The sequence below is a fragment of the Streptomyces sp. LaPpAH-108 genome (genome assembly GCF_000373625.1).
Taxonomy (GTDB): Bacteria; Actinomycetota; Actinomycetes; order Streptomycetales; family Streptomycetaceae; genus Streptomyces.
Window position 1 is genome coordinate 555,566 of sequence record NZ_KB891995.1, and the last position, 13,346, is coordinate 568,911.

14 protein-coding genes are annotated in these 13,346 nt (G+C 72.7%); 7 read left to right on the plus strand and 7 right to left on the minus strand.

Annotation, left to right across the window (positions count from 1 at the left end):
* Positions 1-48: 48 nt before the first annotated feature.
* The 4 genes from B079_RS34670 (at position 49) to B079_RS0121670 (ending at position 2,512) form a co-directional block, all read left to right on the plus strand.
* A complete protein-coding gene (locus B079_RS34670; protein ID WP_018547934.1) occupies positions 49-207 on the plus strand; it encodes a DUF4177 domain-containing protein in 159 nt (52 codons plus the stop codon).
* Complete coding sequence (locus B079_RS0121660; protein ID WP_018547935.1) at positions 204-668, plus strand: RidA family protein; 465 nt, start codon at positions 204-206, stop codon at positions 666-668. The genes B079_RS34670 and B079_RS0121660 overlap by 4 nt, the downstream gene beginning before the upstream one ends.
* Before the next feature lie 141 nt (positions 669-809).
* A complete protein-coding gene (locus tag B079_RS0121665) occupies positions 810-1,685 on the plus strand; it encodes an NUDIX hydrolase (protein ID WP_018547936.1) in 876 nt (291 codons plus the stop codon).
* Positions 1,682-2,512 carry an MBL fold metallo-hydrolase gene (locus tag B079_RS0121670; protein WP_018547937.1) on the plus strand — a complete coding sequence of 277 codons (831 nt, stop codon included), beginning with the start codon at positions 1,682-1,684 and terminating at the stop codon, positions 2,510-2,512. The genes B079_RS0121665 and B079_RS0121670 overlap by 4 nt, the downstream gene beginning before the upstream one ends.
* 154 nt (positions 2,513-2,666) lie before the next feature.
* Here B079_RS0121670 and B079_RS0121675 read toward each other — a convergent pair whose 3' ends face one another.
* Together B079_RS0121675 and B079_RS0121680 are read right to left on the minus strand one after the other, a co-directional pair.
* Positions 2,667-3,509, minus strand: a complete 843-nt coding sequence (locus B079_RS0121675) for a nucleotidyltransferase domain-containing protein (RefSeq protein ID WP_018547938.1) — start codon at positions 3,507-3,509, stop codon at positions 2,667-2,669.
* 446 nt (positions 3,510-3,955) lie between these two features.
* A complete protein-coding gene (locus B079_RS0121680; RefSeq protein ID WP_018547939.1) occupies positions 3,956-4,630 on the minus strand; it encodes a Crp/Fnr family transcriptional regulator in 675 nt (224 codons plus the stop codon).
* 275 nt (positions 4,631-4,905) lie between these two features.
* Between B079_RS0121680 and nth the strand changes: the two genes are divergently transcribed.
* From nth to B079_RS0121695, 3 genes are all read left to right on the plus strand, one after another.
* Positions 4,906-5,790 (plus strand): endonuclease III, encoded by an 885-nt coding sequence (gene nth / locus B079_RS0121685; RefSeq protein ID WP_420705784.1) that lies wholly within the window; start codon positions 4,906-4,908, stop codon positions 5,788-5,790.
* A 49-nt stretch (positions 5,791-5,839) separates the two neighbouring features.
* Complete coding sequence (locus tag B079_RS0121690; RefSeq protein ID WP_018547941.1) at positions 5,840-6,535, plus strand: NUDIX hydrolase; 696 nt, start codon at positions 5,840-5,842, stop codon at positions 6,533-6,535.
* A 120-nt stretch (positions 6,536-6,655) separates the two neighbouring features.
* Positions 6,656-7,855 carry a MarP family serine protease gene (locus B079_RS0121695; RefSeq protein WP_018547942.1) on the plus strand — a complete coding sequence of 400 codons (1,200 nt, stop codon included), beginning with the start codon at positions 6,656-6,658 and terminating at the stop codon, positions 7,853-7,855.
* Positions 7,856-7,898: 43 nt separating this feature from the next.
* Here the strand turns inward: B079_RS0121695 and B079_RS36020 are convergent, their stop codons facing one another.
* From B079_RS36020 to acs, 5 genes are all read right to left on the minus strand, one after another.
* Positions 7,899-8,078 carry a hypothetical protein gene (locus B079_RS36020; protein ID WP_078496036.1) on the minus strand — a complete coding sequence of 60 codons (180 nt, stop codon included), beginning with the start codon at positions 8,076-8,078 and terminating at the stop codon, positions 7,899-7,901.
* A 139-nt stretch (positions 8,079-8,217) separates the two neighbouring features.
* Entirely contained in the window at positions 8,218-9,153 is a 936-nt protein-coding gene (locus B079_RS0121700) for an alpha/beta fold hydrolase (RefSeq protein ID WP_018547943.1), read from the minus strand.
* Positions 9,150-9,653, minus strand: coding sequence for a phage holin family protein (locus tag B079_RS0121705; protein ID WP_018547944.1), 504 nt, complete (start codon positions 9,651-9,653; stop codon positions 9,150-9,152). The genes B079_RS0121700 and B079_RS0121705 overlap by 4 nt, the downstream gene beginning before the upstream one ends.
* A 64-nt stretch (positions 9,654-9,717) precedes the next feature.
* The gene (gene nhaA, locus B079_RS0121710) at positions 9,718-11,160 is read right to left on the minus strand and encodes a Na+/H+ antiporter NhaA (RefSeq protein ID WP_018547945.1); all 1,443 of its coding nucleotides are present in this window, start codon (positions 11,158-11,160) and stop codon (positions 9,718-9,720) included.
* 211 nt (positions 11,161-11,371) lie between these two features.
* Positions 11,372-13,327 (minus strand): acetate--CoA ligase, encoded by a 1,956-nt coding sequence (gene acs, locus B079_RS0121715; protein WP_018547946.1) that lies wholly within the window; start codon positions 13,325-13,327, stop codon positions 11,372-11,374.
* Positions 13,328-13,346: the final 19 nt, after the last annotated feature.

Below are 13,346 nucleotides of genomic sequence, written 5' to 3' on the forward strand. Positions count from 1 at the left end.
CCACAGCCACGCGGGAGGCTGTGGATAACAGCGACTACAGTCGGCCCCATGACCAAGTGGGAATACTCGACCGTGCCGCTGCTCGTCCACGCCACGAAGCAGATTCTGGACAACTGGGGCGAGGACGGCTGGGAGCTGGTCCAGGTCGTGCCCGGACCCAACCCGGAGCAGCTCGTCGCCTACCTGAAGCGCGAGAAGCAGGCGTGAGCGCGGTGGAGGCCCGGCTGGCCGAACTCGGGCTGACCCTGCCCGAAGTCGTGCCGCCGCTGGCCGCCTACCAGCCGGCCGTGCTGTCCGGTCCGTACGTGTACACCGCGGGCCAGCTGCCCATGGTGGACGGGCAGCTGCCGGTCACCGGCAAGGTGGGCGCCGAGGTCACCGCGGAGGAGGCCAAGGACCTCGCCCGCACCTGCGCGCTGAACGCGCTGGCCGCCGTGAAGTCCGTCGCGGGTGATCTGGATCGCATCGCCCGCGTGGTGAAGGTCACGGGCTTTGTGGCCTCCGCGTCCGACTTCACCGGCCAGCCCGGCGTCCTCAACGGCGCCAGCGAACTGCTCGGCCAGGTCCTCGGCGACCGGGGCGTGCACGCCCGCAGCGCGGTGGGCGTCGCGGTGCTGCCGCTGGACGCGCCCGTGGAGGTCGAGATCCAGGTGGAGCTGCTTCCGTAGGCCCGGAAGTCCGGGTGGGAGCCGCTTCCCCGGTCCTTCACCGGTCCAGGGGGAGCCGCTTACGTAACACCCACGTCAAACCCCTCGCACGACCCCCGGCCACCTCTCGAACATTCGCTCTGTCCGGGATAGCCTCCGGCCATGGCGAACGGTCAGTGGTACCCCCCGGAGTGGCCGGACCGCATCCGCGCGCTCGCGGACGGCACGCTCACTCCCGTGGCGCCCAGGCGGGCGGCGACCGTCCTGCTGCTGCGGGACGCGCCGGGCGGCCCTGCCGTGCACATGCTGCGCCGACGCGCCTCCATGGCTTTCGCCGGAGGCGCGTACGCGTATCCGGGCGGCGGCGTCGACCCGCGCGACGACGACCGTGAGATCGGCTGGGCGGGCCCCTCGCACGCGTGGTGGGCCGACCGGCTCGGGGTGGACGAGAACGGCGCGCAGGCCGTCGTCTGCGCGGCCGTGCGGGAGACCTTCGAGGAGGCGGGTGTCCTGCTCGCCGGGAGCGGCCCCGACGCGGTCGTGGGCGACACCAGCGGCGACGACTGGGAGGCCGACCGCGCCGCCCTGATCGCCCACGAGCTGTCCTTCGCCGAGTTCCTGGACCGCAGGGGCCTGGTCCTGCGCTCCGACCTGCTCGGCGCCTGGACCCGCTGGATCACCCCGGAGTTCGAGTCCCGCCGCTACGACACCTGGTTCTTCGTCGCCGCGCTCCCCGAGGGCCAGCGCACCCGCGAGCCCTCGGGCGAGGCCGACCGCACGGTGTGGACGCGCCCCGGGGAGGCCGCCGCCGGGTACGACCGGGGCGAGCTGCTGATGCTGCCGCCCACCATCACCACCCTGCGCCAGCTGCTGCCGTACGGCACCGCCGCCGACGTGCTCGCGGCGGCCCCGGAGCGGGACATGACCCCGGTGCTCGCGCGCGCCCGGCTGCAGGGCGACGAGATCGTGCTGAGCTGGCCGGGGCACGAGGAGTTCACCAAGCGCGTCCCGGCGGCCCCCGGCGGAGGTGCCGCATGACCGACGCCGCCGTACTGCCCGGACAGCCCCGGAACGTCGTCAGCTCGGGCCCCGCGACCGAACGGGCCGTCAACGTCCTCGCGCCCAACGCCTCCGCCATGACCCTGGACGGCACCAACACCTGGATCGTCGCCGAGCCGGACTCGGAGCTGGCCGTGGTCATAGACCCCGGGCCGCTGGACGAGGGCCATCTGCGCGCGGTCGTGGACGCGGCGGAGCGGGCCGGGCGGCGCATAGCCCTCACGCTGCTCACCCATGGCCACGCCGACCACGCCGAGGGCGCGGGCCGCTTCGCGGAACTGACCGGCACGCGCGTGCGTGCCCTCGATCCGGCGCTGCGCCTGGGCGAGGAGGGCCTGGCCGCCGGAGACGTGATCACCACCGGCGGGCTCGAACTGCGGGTCGTCCCGACCCCCGGGCACACCGCCGACTCGCTGAGCTTCCATCTCCCGGCCGACCGCGCGGTGCTGACCGGCGACACGATCCTCGGGCGCGGCACGACCGTGGTGGCCCACCCCGACGGCCGTCTGGGGGAGTACCTGGCCTCCCTGCGGCGGCTGCGCTCGCTCACCGTGGACGACGGCGTGCACACCGTCCTGCCGGGCCACGGACCCGTCCTGGAGGACGCCCAGGGCGCCGTCGAGTTCTATCTCGCCCACCGCGCCCACCGCCTCGCCCAGGTCGAGACGGCCGTGGAGAACGGCCACCGCAGCGCGCCCGAGATCGTCGCCCACGTCTACGCCGACGTGGACCCCTCGCTGTGGCCCGCCGCCGAGCTGTCCGTCCGCGCCCAGCTGGACTACCTGGGCGAGCACGGGCTGATCTGAGCACCCTGTTCCCCGCGAGCGGAGCGGGACCGTTTCGCCGACCTGGCCCGCGACGCTTCAGGAGCGTCCGGAGTGGGCCGGGGTGCCCCGGCCGGGCAACCGCAGCGGCTTCGCCCCGCCGCACCCGCGAGCGCGGCCACGATCTGATCCGCGCTCAGGGCGCCCTCTCCTCCTCGCGGAGGACCTTCTCGCCGTGCACGCGCGCGTACTCGGCGGCGAGCCAGGGGCCGAGGTCGTCCACGTACAGCCGCAGCACCCCCGCGTCCCCGGCGGGCTCACGGCCGTAGCGCGCCGCCACCCGCATCGGCGCGGCCCGCTCCGGGTGGTACGCCCCGAAGACCTCCGCCATCTCGCCCAGGTCGCTCGTCCAGCCCCGCCAGCGGGGCATGACCAGGGTGAAGCCGGTGCGCACGAGGTGCCGGGACATGAAGCGCACCAGCGGTCTGCGGGCCTCCTCGGTGTCCGGCGCCGCCGCGATCCGGGCCCGCCAGCGGGGCAGCAGCCGGGCGAGGTCGCCGTTGGTCTCGCGGGCCAGCAAAGAGGTCGGGCGGTAGCGGGGCAGCAGGGCGGCCAGGTCGTCCCCGAGCAGCGGGGTGCACAGGCAGGCCACGAACCAGCCCAGGTCGTGCCGCTCCGCCTCGCTCAGCAGCCGCTCCCGGCCGTACAGCAGGGTGCCCACGCCGTCGATCACGCCGTACTCGCGGTCCAGGGCCGCGCCGAGCGCGTGCGCGACGGTCCGGTCGGCCTCGGTCGGCTCCGCGCGCAGCGCGACCAGCAGGTCCAGGTCGCTGCGGCCCTCCCGCGCGGTGCCGCGCGGGATCGAGCCGTAGAGGTAGGCGCTGTCCAGCCGGTCGCCGTAGGCAGCGGCGAGACGGTCGCGCGCGGCGGCCACGACCGGGCCGAAGGCGGGCGGCACGCGTGCGAGAGAGCCCTCACGCGCGATGAACCCCTCGGGGTCGAGGCCGTGCGGGGCGGGAAGGCGCAGAGGCTCGGGCATACCCCGCACTCTGCCGCGCTGGGGCGGTCGCGATCAGCCGAATTACGGCGACGGCGACGGGCCGTTCCGGGGGGACGGCGCTGGGCCGCTCCCGGGCGATGACGACGGGTTGCTCCGGGGCGATGTCGCAGGGTTGCTTCGGGGCGATGTCGACGGGCCGTTCCGGCCGGGGTGATGACGCCGGGCCGCTCCGGGGGGGGGCGATGGCGCCGGGCCGCTCCCGGGCGACGGCGCCAGGTTGCTCCGGGTGATGACGGCGGGCCGCCCGTCGACGGCCGCGACTAGGCACCCGCTGATGGTCGTGCCGAGCCGCCCGCTGACGGTCGTGCCGGGCCGCCCGCCGATGGTCGTACCGGGCCACCCGTCACGCCCGCGCCAGGCCACCCGTCGGCCCACGGGAAAGGGCCCCGCCGTCCGGCAGAGCCCTCGTCACCGCGTATGTCGGGTCAGCGCGAGCGCTTCGCCAGGCGTTCCACGTCCAGCAGGATCACCGCGCGCGCCTCCAGGCGCAGCCAGCCGCGCTGGGCGAAGTCGGCCAGCGCCTTGTTCACGGTCTCGCGGGAGGCGCCGACCAGCTGGGCCAGCTCCTCCTGGGTGAGGTCGTGGACGACGTGGATGCCCTCCTCGGACTGCACGCCGAAGCGGCGGGAGAGGTCGAGCAGGGCGCGCGCGACGCGACCGGGAACGTCGGAGAAGACCAGGTCCGACATGGCGTCGTTGGTCTTGCGCAGCCGGCGGGCGACCGCGCGCAGCAGGGCGGTGGCCACCTCGGGCCGCGCGTTCAGCCAGGGCTGGAGGTCGCCGTGGCCGAGACCGAGCAGCTTGACCTCGGTCAGCGCGGTGGCGGTCGCCGTGCGCGGGCCGGGGTCGAAGAGCGACAGCTCGCCGATCAGCTCACCGGGGCCGACGACGGCCAGCATGTTCTCCCGGCCGTCGGGGGAGGTGCGGTGGAGCTTGACCTTGCCCTCCGTGACGACGTAGAGCCGGTCACCGGGGTCGCCCTCGTGGAACAGGGAGTCTCCACGGGCGAGAGTCACCTCGCTCATGGAGGCGCGAAGCTCCGCGGACTGCTCGTCGTCGAGAGCCGCGAAGAGCGGGTTGCGCCGCAGAACGTCGTCCACGAGTTCTCTCCTTGTCGACCTGCTCAGGGGATGGTTCTCCCCCACGTGCCAGGGGACCGTGCTCCCCATTTTGCCGGACGGTCCAAACAGTGTGATCTGTCACAAGGATGCCGCACACGTGTCCCAACGTGAGCGGCAGGGGTCCAATCGGGGGCTGATCCTCCGGGTCCGGGGCGGATGTCGGTGCCGGGCTTTAGGCTGGCCGGGTGTCCAAACAGCCGGTGAGAGCACAGGCCGAGGGGGCTGAACGGGTGACCGCGCGCCGCGATTCCGCCGTGGGCGAACAGGGTTCCGATGGAAGTGGCAAAAAGGTGAAAACCGTAAAAAAGGCTCCGGCGAAGAAGGCCGAGAAGACCGGCTCCCGCATCCCCGGCACGTCCGGCACCGGCGAGTCCCACACCGCCCTGGTCCGCCGCGCCCGCCGGATCAACCGCGAGCTGGCCGAGGTCTACCCCTACGCCCACCCCGAGCTGGACTTCGAGAACCCCTTCCAGCTCGTGGTCGCCACGGTCCTGTCGGCCCAGACCACCGATCTGCGCGTCAACCAGACGACCCCGGCGCTCTTCGCCAAGTACCCGACCCCCGAGGACCTGGCGGCGGCCGACCCGCAGGAGGTCGAGGAGATCCTGCGGCCCTGCGGCTTCTTCCGGGCCAAGACGCGCTCGGTCATAGGACTCTCCAAGGCCCTCGTGGAGGACTTCGGCGGTGAGGTGCCCGGCACGCTCGAAGACCTGGTCAAGCTGCCCGGAGTCGGCCGCAAGACCGCCTTCGTGGTCCTCGGGAACGCCTTCGGACGGCCCGGGATCACCGTGGACACCCACTTCCAGCGGCTCGTGCGGCGCTGGAAGTGGACCGAGGAGACCGAGCCCGAGAAGATCGAGGCGGCCGTCGGGGAGCTGTTCCCCAAGAAGGACTGGACCGACCTGTCCCACCACGTGATCTGGCACGGCCGCCGCATCTGCCACGCCCGCAAGCCCGCCTGCGGCGTCTGCCCCATCGCCCCGCTCTGCCCCTCCTACGGCGAGGGCGAGACCGACCCGGAGAAGGCGAAGAAGCTCCTCAAGTACGAGAAGGGCGGCTTCCCGGGCCAGCGGCTCAACCCGCCGCAGGCGTATCTGGACGCGGGCGGCATCGCGGCCCCGCCGCTGGGGGCCGGATGACGGCAGGCACACGGGGAGCACGGGCACGGGCGACGGCGAGGGGGCGGGCATGACGTACACGCGGGACACGCACGAGGGGCCGGTGGCGCTGCGCCGGGACGGGCTGCCGGGCTGGCTGGAGCCGGTGGCACGCGCCGCCGAGACGGTCCAGCCGCTCCAGCTGAGCCGCTTCCTGCCGCCGGAGAACGGCTCGGGCCGCCAGTCGGCCGTCCTGATCCTCTTCGGCGAGGGCGAGCGCGGCCCCGAGCTGCTGCTGATGGAGCGCGCCGGTTCGCTGCGCTCGCACGCGGGCCAGCCGTCCTTCCCCGGCGGCGCGCTCGACCCGGTGGACGGCGACCCGAAGACCGACGGGCCGCTGCGGGCCGCGCTGCGCGAGGCCGAGGAGGAGACCGGGCTCGACCCGGCGGGCGTACAGCTCTTCGGTGTGCTGCCCGCGCTCTACATCCCGGTCAGCGAGTTCGTCGTCACGCCCGTCCTCGGCTGGTGGCGCGAGCCCAGCCCGGTCGGCGTCGTCGACCCCAACGAGACCGCGCGGGTCTTCACCGTCCCCGTGGCGGATCTCACGGACCCCGCCAACCGTGCCACGGCCACCCACCCGAGCGGCCACCGCGGCCCGGCATTCCTGGTCGAATCGGCCCTGGTGTGGGGCTTCACCGCCGGGGTGATCGACCGGCTGCTGCACTACGCGGGCTGGGAGCTGCCCTGGGACCGCTCCCGGCAGGTCCCGCTCGACCGGCGGTCGTGACAGGGTGTCCGTGCGGTGTTTTCCCCGGGGGCACGACATCGGCGGACCTGCCGCCGCTCCCCGGGCCCCCGGCCGAGCCGCCGGGGCCGGAGCGAAAGTGATGGGGCGGGTCCAGAAGCGGTGAACGTGCTCGACATCCTCCTGCTTGCCGCGGCGGCCTGGTTCGCCGCCGTCGGCTACCGCCAGGGCTTCGTCGTCGGCATCCTGTCGGTGACCGGCTTCCTCGGCGGCGGTCTCGTCACCGTCTACGCGCTGCCGGTGATCTGGGACGCCCTGACCGGTGGCCGCGAGGTCGGCACCGCGCTCGCCGTGGTGGCCGTGGTCGTCGTCATCGTCGTGGCCTCCGTCGGCCAGGCCCTGACCACGCACCTCGGCGGTCGGCTGCGCCGCCACATCACGTGGTCACCGGCGCGTGCCCTGGACGCCACCGGCGGCGCGCTCGTCAACGTCGCCGCGATGCTGCTGGTCGCCTGGCTGCTCGGCTCCGCCCTCGCCCAGACCACGCTGCCGACGGTCGGCCGCGAGGTGCGCGACTCCCGGGTGCTGGTCGGCATGGACCAGGTGCTGCCGGGTCAGGCCGACATCTGGTTCAAGGACTTCACCTCCGTCCTCGCGCAGAACGGCTTCCCGCAGGTCTTCAGCCCGTTCTCCAGCGAGCCCATCCAGGAGGTCCAGCCGCCCGACCCGGCCCTCGCGAGCAGCGCGGTCGCCGTGCGGGCCCAGCGCTCCATCGTCAAGGTCACCGGCACCGCGCACAGTTGCGGCAAGGTCCTGGAGGGCACCGGCTTCGTCTTCGGCGACCGCCGCGTGATGACCAACGCGCACGTGGTGGGCGGCGTCGAGGAACCCACCGTCCAGATAGGCGGCGAGGGCCGCACGTACGACGCCACGGTGGTGCTCTACGACTGGCGGCGCGACATCGCCGTCCTGGACGTGCCCGACCTGAAGGCGCCCGCACTGCGGTTCTCCACCCAGGACGCCGACGGCGGCAAGGGCGCGATCGTGGCCGGGTTCCCGGAGAACGGCTCGTACGACGTGCGCGCGGCGCGCGTGCGCGGGCGCATCACGGCCAACGGGCCGGACATCTACCACCGGGGCACCGTCGCCCGCGATGTGTACTCGCTCTACGCCACCGTCCGCCAGGGCAACTCCGGCGGCCCGCTGCTCACCCCCCAGGGGAAGGTGTATGGCGTGGTGTTCGCCAAGTCGCTGGACGACGCCGAGACCGGCTACGCCCTGACCGCCGACGAGATCCGCACCGACATCACCAAGGGACGCACCGCCACCGAGCAGGTGGGCACGGACAACTGCGCCCTGTGAGGCTCTGTGCGGGGGCAGGCGGCCTTCGGCTGCTTCGGCCGCTTCAGCCGCGCGGGTGGCGCAAACGTACCGAGACCCAGCGGGCCCGGCGGCGCAGGATGCGCGGAATTCCCACCCTCGGGTCCGCTTCCGCCAGTTGCGGTGTCCCTCGCCGCGCCGGACCAGGTCCGGCGAGAGAGCGGCGGTCGCGGGGTGCGTCACTGTAGTCGTGCGTCCAGCCCATACCCCGACGTGTGCCCCCGCCCCAAGGTCGATAACCGCTTCCGCGCCCACCGATCGGCCTATGCGCGAGGCATGTGGCCGTTCGGCGGACAAGTGTTCAGGAACGGTCGGGAAAAGGGACACCCGGCGCGCCCGTACGGTCACCGGTCCGGTTCGGGGTCCTTCAGCCAGTTGACCAGCTCGGTGGAGAACGCCACCGGGTCCTCCTCGTGCGGGAAGTGCCCCAGCCCGTCGAACAGCCGCCAGCGGTACGGCGCTTCCACGTACTCGCCCGAACCGGCCGCGCTGCGCGTGCGCGTGACGGGGTCGAGGGAACCGTGCAGATGCAGCGTGGGCACCCGCACCGGACGCTTCATCCGGCGGTTGAACTGGATGCCGTCGGGCCGCGCCAGCGAGCGCACCAGCCAGCGGTACGGCTCGATGGAGCAGTGCGCGGTGGACGGGATGCACATGGCCCGCTGGTACGTCTCCACGTCCGCGTCCTCCGGCAGGCGCGGCCCGGACCAGTCCCGGATCAGCCGCCCCACCAGCGCCCCGTCGTCGGCGGTCAGCCGCCGCTCGGGGATCCACGGCCGCTGGAACCCCCAGATGTACGAACTGGCCGCCGTCTGCCGGGTGTCCCGGAGCATCGCCGCCCGCCAGCGCCTCGGGTGCGGCATCGACACCACGGCGAGCCGCCGCACCAGCTTGGGCCGCATCGCCGCGGCCGTCCACGCCAGATAGCCGCCCAGGTCGTGGCCGACCAGGGCGGCGTCGGGCTCGCCCAGCGAGCGGATCACACCGGTCACGTCGAGCGCGAGGTTGGCCGGGTCGTAGCCGCGCGGGGTGCGGTCGCTGCCGCCGACACCGCGCAGGTCCATGGCGACGGCGCGATAGCCCGCCGCGGCGAGCGCGGACATCTGGTGGCGCCAGGTCCACCAGAACTGCGGGAAGCCGTGCAGCAGCATCACCAGGGGTCCGTCGCCGAGTTCGGCGATGTGGAAACGTGCGCCGTTGGCGGCGACGTCCCGGTGGGTGACCTGCTCCCCGGAGGGGATGCCGATGCGTACGGCCGAGGCGGCGGCGGGTTCCGTCATGAGGACGAGCGTGCCACAGCCTTGCGCCCGCGTTCGGCCGGAGGCAGCGCGCGCGGGTGCTGCGGGCCGGTCACGCGCGGGTGCGGCTTGGCCTTCTGGAGCACGCCCGCCGACTCCTTCATCGAAGCGGCCACCTTCTGCGGGCCCTTGCTCTTCTTGGCCTTCTTGGCGAGCATCAGGCCGACGAGCGCGAGCAGCAGGGCGAGCAGCACATTGGCCGCGAAGGAGAGCAGGAAGCAGAGCGCGAGGTTCCAGTTGCTCCAGGTGCGGATGCCGTACGCCAGCGCGAAGTTGAGCATCGGCAGGGAGAACAGCAGCAGCGCGCCCGCCACCGAGAACGAACCGCCGCTCATCGCACCGCGCTTGACGTCCTGCTTGAGCTGCGCCTTGGCCAGGGCGATCTCGTCGTGCACCAGCGCCGACAAGTCGGTCGACGCCGAGGCGAACAACTGGCCGATGCTGTGTTCGGCGCCGACCGGGCTGCCGTCGGGTGCGCTCATCGCGTTCTCCCTCTGAAAGTGGTGCCGTCTTGGTGTACCGCTTGGTTTGTACCGTCTCGTCAGATCATGCCGGACGACTGTTCTCCTCGCCTGCCCCGCCGGGTACTTCCGCACGCGCGCGCCGCGCGGCGGCGGCCTTCTCGGCGGCCAGTCGGCGGTGCTCGGCGGCCCGGCGCTCGTGGATCGCGGCCATGCGCAGGTGGTAGGCCGGATCGTCCTGCTCGTAGACGTCGGGGATGCCGTCCTCGTCCTCGTCGCGCTCCTCGTCCTCGCACAGCCCGCGGTACTTCGCATTACGTACCTTCAGCAGCACGGTCGCACAGATGGCCGCGATCAGCGATCCGACGAGGACGGCCGCCTTGACCTCGGCGGTCAGCGCGGTGTCGCCCTCGAAGGCCAGCTCGCCGATCAGCAGCGAGACGGTGAAACCGATCCCCGCGAGCGTCGCGACCGCGAACACGTCGGCCCACGCCAGGCCCTCGCCGAGCGTGGCCCGGGTGAAGCGCACGGTGAGCCAGGTGCCGCCGAAGACACCGATGGTCTTGCCCACGACCAGGCCGAGCACCACGCCGAGCGTCTCCGGCCGGGTGAAGACCTGGACGAGCGCGCCGCCGGAGACCGGCACCCCGGCGCTGAACAGCGCGAACAGCGGCACCGCGAGCCCGGCCGACACCGGCCGCACCAGATGCTCGATCCGCTCCCCGGGCGAGTGCTCCTCACCCTCACGGGTGGTGCAGCGCAGCATCAGCCCCATGGCGACGCCCGCGATGGTGGCGTGCACCCCGCTGCGGTACATCAGTGCCCAGGCCACCAGCGCGAGCGGCACGTAGACGTACCAGCCGCGTACCCCCTTGCGCAGCAGCAGCCAGAAGACGGCCAGGGCGGCGACGGCCCCGCCGAGCGCGGCGAAGTCGATCCGGCCGGTGAAGAAGACCGCGATGATCAGGATGGCGAAGAGGTCGTCGACGACGGCGAGCGTGAGCAGGAAGGCGCGCAGCGCGCTGGGCAGCGAGGTGCCGATGACCGCGAGCACGGCGAGCGCGAAGGCGATGTCGGTGGCCGTGGGCACCGCCCACCCGGCCAGCGAGCCGCCTCCGGTGAGGCTGGTGAGGGTGTAGACCAGCGCGGGTACGGCCATGCCGCACAGCGCCGCCGCCACGGGCAGCACCGCCGCTCTGGGGTCGCGCAGGTCCCCGGCGACCAGCTCGCGCTTGAGTTCCGCCCCGGCGACGAAGAAGAACACGGCGAGCACGCCGTCGGCCGCCCAGTGCGCCACGGAGAGATTCAGGCCGAGCGCTGCGGGGCCGAGGTGGAAGTGGCTGACGGCTTCGTAGCTGGCGTGCAGTGCCGGGACGTTCGCCCATATGAGGGCGGCGATGGCCGCGACGAGGACGAGGACTCCGCCCACCGTCTCGGTGCGCAGCGCGTCGGCCACGGCGGTCCGCTCGGGCAGCGACAGGCGTCCCAGGGCCCGGCGGGTGGCGTTCGGGGTGCGGGGCGCGGTCATCGCGGGGGCCTTCCGGTCGTGGGCAGGGCGAAACACCTGCCGACCAGACTTCCCGGCACACCTCGGGCACGGCTGTACGTACCCATTTTGTTTACTTTACCTAAGGTCGGGGGGTGGTGCATCCCCGCGTGGATCGTGTGCGTACGGGGCCGTACGCGCGAGGGGGTGCCCGGTGCTTCTCGCGCACCGGGCTCCCTCGCGGCCCTGCCGCCTAGTCGTCGCTGGGCTTGGACGGCATCCGGCTCTGGATGAGCGCCATGACCGTGGAGTCGGCCAGGGTCGTCACGTCACCCAGCTCGCGGTCCTCCGCCAGCTCGCGCAGCAGACGGCGCATGATCTTGCCGGAGCGGGTCTTGGGCAGCTCCACGACCGGCTGGACGCGCTTCGGCTTGGCGATCGGGCCGAGCGTGGCGCCGACGTGGTCGCGCAGCTCGGCGACGAGCTTGTCGTCCTCGGTCACGTTCCCGCGCAGGATCACAAAGGCGACGATGGCCTGGCCCGTGGTCTCGTCCGCCGCGCCCACGACCGCCGCCTCGGCGACCGCCGGGTGCGAGACGAGCGCCGACTCGACCTCGGTGGTGGAGATGTTGTGCCCGGACACCAGCATCACGTCGTCCACCCGGCCGAGCAGCCAGATGTCGCCGTCGTCGTCCTTCTTGGCGCCGTCGCCCGCGAAGTACTTGTCCGGGAAGCGCGCCCAGTAGGTGTCCAGGAACCGCTGGTCGTCGCCCCAGATGGTGCGCAGCATCGACGGCCACGGCTCGGTCAGGACCAGATAGCCGCCGCCTCCGTTCGGCACCTCGTTGCCCTCGTCGTCCACGACCGTGGCGCTGATGCCGGGCAGCGGGCGCTGTGCGGAACCGGGCTTGGTCTCGGTGACACCGGGCAGCGGCGAGATCATCATCGCGCCGGTCTCGGTCTGCCACCAGGTGTCGACGACCGGGGTGCGGTCGGCGCCGATGTTCTTGCGGTACCAGATCCACGCCTCGGGGTTGATCGGCTCGCCCACCGAGCCCAGGACGCGCAGCGAGGTCAGGTCGAACTGCGCGGGGATCTCGTCGCCCCACTTCATGAACGTCCGGATCGCCGTCGGCGCGGTGTAGAGGATCGAGACGCGGTACTTCTCGACGATCTCCCAGAACCGGCCCTGGTGCGGGGTGTCCGGGGTGCCCTCGTACATCACCTGGGTCGCGCCGTTGGCCAGCGGGCCGTACACGATGTAGGAGTGCCCGGTGACCCAGCCGACGTCGGCCGTGCACCAGTAGACGTCCGTCTCCGGCTTGAGGTCGAAGACGGCCCAGTGGGTGTACGCCGCCTGGGTGAGGTAGCCGCCCGAGGTGTGCAGGATGCCCTTCGGCTTACCCGTGGTGCCCGAGGTGTAGAGGATGAAGAGCGGGTGCTCCGCCCCGAACGCCTCCGGGGTGTGCTCGGTCGACTGGCGTCCGACCAGCTCGTGCCACCAGACGTCCCGCTCGGCGTCGAAGGCCACGTCCTGCCCGGTACGGCGCACCACGAGCACGTGCTCGACCGATCCTGCCTTGGCGACCGCCTCGTCCACGGCGGGCTTGAGCGCGGACGGCTTGCCGCGCCGGAAGCCGCCGTCGGAGGTGATGACGACCTTGGCGTCCGCGTCCTTGATGCGGGTGGCCAGCGCGTCCGCCGAGAAGCCGCCGAAGACGACCGAGTGCGCGGCGCCGATGCGGGCCGTGGCCAGCATCGCGATCGCGGTCTCGGGGATCATCGGCATGTAGATCGCGACCCGGTCGCCCTTGCGGACACCCAGCTCCAGCAGCGCGTTGGCGGCCTGGGAGACCTCGTCCTTCAGCTCCGCGTAGGTGATCGAGCGGCTGTCGCCCGGCTCGCCCTCGAAGTGGATGGCGACCCGGTCGCCGTTCCCGGCCTCGACATGGCGGTCGACGCAGTTGTAGGCGACGTTCAGCTCGCCGTCCTGGAACCACTTCGCGAACGGCGGGTTCGACCAGTCCAGCGTCTCGGTCGGTTCCTTGGCCCAGCTCAGCCGCCGGGCCTGCTCGGCCCAGAAGCCGAGCCGGTCAGCCTTGGCCTGTTCGTACGCCTCGGCCGTGACGTTGGCGTTCGCCGCCAGGTCAGCGGGCGGCGCGAAGCGGCGCTCCTCCTTCAAGAGGTTGGCCAGGCTCTCGTTGCTCACGACATCTCCCTTTCCCAGG

Bases quoted from the DNA above. Each gene is read 5' to 3' on its own strand.
- B079_RS36020 (WP_078496036.1), bottom strand. From the start codon at position 8,078: ATGGGCTGGACGCACGACTACAGTGACGCACCCCGCGACCGCCGCTCT.
- B079_RS0121700 (WP_018547943.1), bottom strand. From the start codon at position 9,153: ATGACGGAACCCGCCGCCGCCTCGGCCGTACGCATCGGCATCCCCTCC.
- B079_RS0121665 (WP_018547936.1), top strand. From the start codon at position 810: ATGGCGAACGGTCAGTGGTACCCCCCGGAGTGGCCGGACCGCATCCGC.
- B079_RS0121690 (WP_018547941.1), top strand. From the start codon at position 5,840: ATGACGTACACGCGGGACACGCACGAGGGGCCGGTGGCGCTGCGCCGG.
- B079_RS0121705 (WP_018547944.1), bottom strand. From the start codon at position 9,653: ATGAGCGCACCCGACGGCAGCCCGGTCGGCGCCGAACACAGCATCGGC.
- B079_RS34670 (WP_018547934.1), top strand. From the start codon at position 49: ATGACCAAGTGGGAATACTCGACCGTGCCGCTGCTCGTCCACGCCACG.
- nhaA (WP_018547945.1), bottom strand. From the start codon at position 11,160: ATGACCGCGCCCCGCACCCCGAACGCCACCCGCCGGGCCCTGGGACGC.
- B079_RS0121675 (WP_018547938.1), bottom strand. From the start codon at position 3,509: ATGCCCGAGCCTCTGCGCCTTCCCGCCCCGCACGGCCTCGACCCCGAG.
- B079_RS0121670 (WP_018547937.1), top strand. From the start codon at position 1,682: ATGACCGACGCCGCCGTACTGCCCGGACAGCCCCGGAACGTCGTCAGC.